5 protein-coding genes are annotated in these 3223 nt (G+C 38.3%); 4 read left to right on the top strand and 1 reads right to left on the bottom strand.

Features of this window, described 5'->3' with window-relative positions; all coding sequences use genetic code 11:
- The first annotated feature begins 217 nt into the window (after nucleotides 1–217).
- The 3 genes from B3I52_RS01780 to B3I52_RS01770 all read left to right on the top strand — a co-directional run bounded on the left by B3I52_RS01780 (nucleotide 218) and on the right by B3I52_RS01770 (nucleotide 1171).
- Nucleotides 218–442 carry a hypothetical protein gene (locus B3I52_RS01780; RefSeq protein ID WP_293297948.1) on the top strand — a complete coding sequence of 75 codons (225 nt, stop codon included), beginning with the start codon at nucleotides 218–220 and terminating at the stop codon, nucleotides 440–442.
- Nucleotides 443–581: 139 nt separating this feature from the next.
- Nucleotides 582–713 (top strand): carbon starvation CstA family protein, encoded by a 132-nt coding sequence (locus B3I52_RS01775; RefSeq protein ID WP_293297945.1) that lies wholly within the window; start codon nucleotides 582–584, stop codon nucleotides 711–713.
- The gene (locus B3I52_RS01770; protein WP_293297942.1) at nucleotides 710–1171 is read left to right on the top strand and encodes a carbon starvation CstA family protein; all 462 of its coding nucleotides are present in this window, start codon (nucleotides 710–712) and stop codon (nucleotides 1169–1171) included. Before B3I52_RS01775 ends, B3I52_RS01770 begins: the two co-directional genes overlap by 4 nt.
- A 185-nt stretch (nucleotides 1172–1356) precedes the next feature.
- On the opposite strand, the gene B3I52_RS01765 is transcribed toward B3I52_RS01770, so the two are convergent.
- Entirely contained in the window at nucleotides 1357–1926 is a 570-nt protein-coding gene (locus B3I52_RS01765; RefSeq protein ID WP_293297939.1) for a hypothetical protein, read from the bottom strand.
- Between the two features lie 588 nt (nucleotides 1927–2514).
- On the opposite strand from B3I52_RS01765, the gene B3I52_RS01760 reads away from it, so the two are divergent.
- Nucleotides 2515–2715: a hypothetical protein gene (locus B3I52_RS01760; protein WP_293297936.1), complete on the top strand. Its 201-nt coding sequence runs from the start codon at nucleotides 2515–2517 to the stop codon at nucleotides 2713–2715.
- The last annotated feature ends 508 nt before the right edge of the window (nucleotides 2716–3223 follow it).

The following is a 3223-nucleotide window of genomic DNA, read 5'->3' as shown; positions in this document are numbered from 1 at the left end:
CGAAATTAATTCGGGACTAGCTTTTAAGGGTCTATCTAATCATTTTTTTAATCAACATAACTTTAGGTGTTTGATTTACAGTATAAAATATCCAAAACTCGCGTTAAAATAAAGGGGTGTTTTGTTAACCCGTTGTGCATTTTGGAGATTTAAGCCACAGCACTCCTCCCGAATAGTCGGGATAAACTCTCCAAAGGGGGGCACATGACGTATAACTATGCGATTTGCATATCCCCCTCTTGGAGGGGGCAAGGGAGAACTTAATATTGATATGCAAATATTTGTATATCAATTATTTATTGTTTTATTGATGATGCAAACGGATAAAAATAATGTTCATTCCATCATCGTGACAAGTGCTGTGGCTAAATGCACAACGGGTTTTTGTTATTTTAAAAAGGAGCTTTTGGTGAGTTTGTTTTTAATTTTTTTTAAAAAATAATGCTATTTTCTTGGAAATACATGGCTGATAGGTTAGTTTTGTTAGTGGTATTTTAGGGAGTGTCGGCATTAATACTTAATGTTTTTAAATAATATCTATTATTACTTCCGCAATAACCCAAAAAACATTACAAACTATTATGGAATTTTTAAATGGCGTTAATGCGCTAACACTTGTATTTGTATCGCTTTTGGTATTTGCCATTGCCTATCGTTTCTATGGCATATTTATGGCCAACAAGGTATTAAGGCTAAATTCTTGCAGGAGATGATTGGTGGCGTAATCCCGAAATTTAACGATAAAAATTGGGTGCCTGGTATCATCATCAGCAGTACCATCTTTACTTTTTCGTGGGGCTATTTGGTGTACACGGGCAACGTGAGCAGTATTTGGCCGTTGTTTGGTATCAGCAACCAGTTGCTTGCCGCCTGTGGACTGATTGTTTGTACCACCATGCTTATTCGGATGAACAGGAAAAAGTATGCATTGGTTTCGGCTATTCCGGGGGTGTTTATGGCGATAATTACCTTTTGGGCGGGCTACGAACAGGTGATAAATATTTACTTTCCTAAAAAGCAATACCTGTTGGCTTCTTTGGCCATCTTGGCCATGGTTTTAGTGCTTATCGTTTTTGTAAATACCTTTAAAAGGTGGTATAGGTTGTTAAAGTTAGAAGGCGAATATGTAGATCATTATGGTGATACGGTAAAGGAGTTGGTTGAACGGTAAAAATCGCTGTTGGTTCAATGTTTTAGTTGAGCTAAAGTTTGGTTGGTAAATGGGTTGCCCATTTTAACATCCGGTGGGCTTTGGTGCTAAGACTTGTTGAGATGGCTCTTCGAGAAGCTCAGGGCTCATGGTATCATTGCTTAGCTAAATCATCCCCGACGGTTAAGTGGGGGATGATGTTAGTTTTAAAGTGTAATTGTTTTTACGGTTGTATTGCCAGGGGTATCTTTGGCTTCGGCGGTAATTTTAGTGCCTGCCAAGTTACTTTGCTGGATGCTGCTTTCGTAAATCCAATCGACGTTGTTTGCACTTAATGTAGCCAAGCCGCTCTCTAGCAATGCATCGGCAGCATCATGTATGCTCACTTTTACTTCGGTGACCCTAAAATTGTCTATTGCCCTTACCTTGATCTGATCGCTGATTTGACCTTGGTAGTTGACGGTGTCTATTAAGGTAATTTCTGGGGCTTTGCAATAATCTGCCAGGGCTAAATTGTAGGCCGATATGCCCGGTTTAGCAAATACTTGATAGAAGGTCGCTAAATCTGGATCTTCGATGGCGCCTTTTGCATAAAGAACCGCTTCTCTAAATTTTTGTTTTACCGCTACCTGTTTTGCTGTGTACATTGGGTTTTCGGGTCGTTTTGGTCTTTTGGAGATGACCGTTTGGTTGTTTCCAAAATTTTTAAATACTACTAGGTTGCCCACTCTGCCGCGGGCACCAAACATTACTTCGTTGTTTTCTGACTTTGCCATTTTCTTTTTTTTAAAATGTGATGAATAATTAAAACTCGCAATCTTTTTTACCGGTAATTATTGCTTGGGGGTAAAGTTGCGGATGAAAAATTTAGGGCTTGTCGGCTTTGTCGGGTTTGTACGCCTTTTGTGCTATACTGCTTTGTTTGTCGGTTTTTGTCGCAATTGGCGTTTGAGGGGTGTTGGTTCACCGTCGGTCTAGGCTCGGTGTACCGTCGGTGCTACGTTTGGCCACAGAGATGTTACTGCGCTTGGTTTGGATTATCAGTTTTTTTCTTAGATCACTCAGTTGGAGATAGTTTAAAAGTAAATTTCTGAACTTTATTGTATTATTTTAAGCAGAAAATTTACCTTTTATGCTGTTTTTCGGGGCTAACAACCCAAATTAGCCTTAACATTTTTGTAATACTTTTATTTTTTTATTGCCGAAATGTAAATATGGCTTGCAACGTTTATTGCGAAATTGGTAAGGGTTGTTCGGTGGCATTTAGATAATACGTAAAAGTTGTAGGTTGCTTTGTAATGGCTTGTATATGAGTTATTTTTGTTGGGTTAATAATTATTTTTTGCTAATGAAGTAATTGAGTTATGAGGGAGCCTTTGCATCGTTTATTTTTTTATACTGCCGATCTTAAGCTGATTACGGGCAAGAGCGAACGTACTTGCCAGCGTATTTTGCAATTGATTAGGGATTGTAATGGTTTGCACAAGCACCAACCTATTACTGTTTTTCATGTATGCGATTATTTAGGCATTCCTTTAGATAAAGTGTTGCCATTTTTGAGGTAGTTTTTTCGGTCTGGAGACCTTGGTTTTTAAAAAGGATTTAAGTGGCCCTGCGGAACAATAAACCCATGGGGCGCAATGTCTTAAGTTAAGAAAGTTTAGTCCGTTGGCGAGGACGCCAACGTCCGCAAAAAATCATCCAAAATAGTGGAATAGAATAAATGTTTCCTTCCCGCCAAAGAAAACTCGAGAAGTTAGCAAAAATCATCGTTTTAAATTAAATGAAGCATTGGTTAAAAAACCTGAGAACTATTTTAAATTTTTTTTCGCCAAAAGCAATCTTAATGATTACCGTTATTTGAATGCCTATATTCATCTTTAGGTACAGATGGCTTTTACCCTTTTGGTGATAACGAAATTAAGAATTTTAAACACGGGCTTATTAAACTCGTAGAAGCTGCGTATCTTATTCAATGGAAAAAGTTTCCCAAAAAGTAATTATTGGAACCCGTAGTGCATTATTGCTTTAATTAGTTATCCTCCCCCTGCCCCCTCCAAAGGGGGACACATG

It is taken from the genome of Pedobacter sp. UBA4863 (assembly GCF_002399615.1).
Lineage (GTDB): Bacteria > Bacteroidota > Bacteroidia > Sphingobacteriales > Sphingobacteriaceae > Pedobacter.
Note: the sequence above shows the minus strand (reverse complement) of the source record. Positions and strands in the feature narration are given on the sequence as shown.

Bases quoted from the DNA above. Each gene is read 5' to 3' on its own strand.
- B3I52_RS01765 (WP_293297939.1), bottom strand. From the start codon at position 1,926: ATGGCAAAGTCAGAAAACAACGAAGTAATGTTTGGTGCCCGCGGCAGA.
- B3I52_RS01775 (WP_293297945.1), top strand. From the start codon at position 582: ATGGAATTTTTAAATGGCGTTAATGCGCTAACACTTGTATTTGTATCG.
- B3I52_RS01770 (WP_293297942.1), top strand. From the start codon at position 710: ATGATTGGTGGCGTAATCCCGAAATTTAACGATAAAAATTGGGTGCCT.
- B3I52_RS01760 (WP_293297936.1), top strand. From the start codon at position 2,515: ATGAGGGAGCCTTTGCATCGTTTATTTTTTTATACTGCCGATCTTAAG.
- B3I52_RS01780 (WP_293297948.1), top strand. From the start codon at position 218: ATGCGATTTGCATATCCCCCTCTTGGAGGGGGCAAGGGAGAACTTAAT.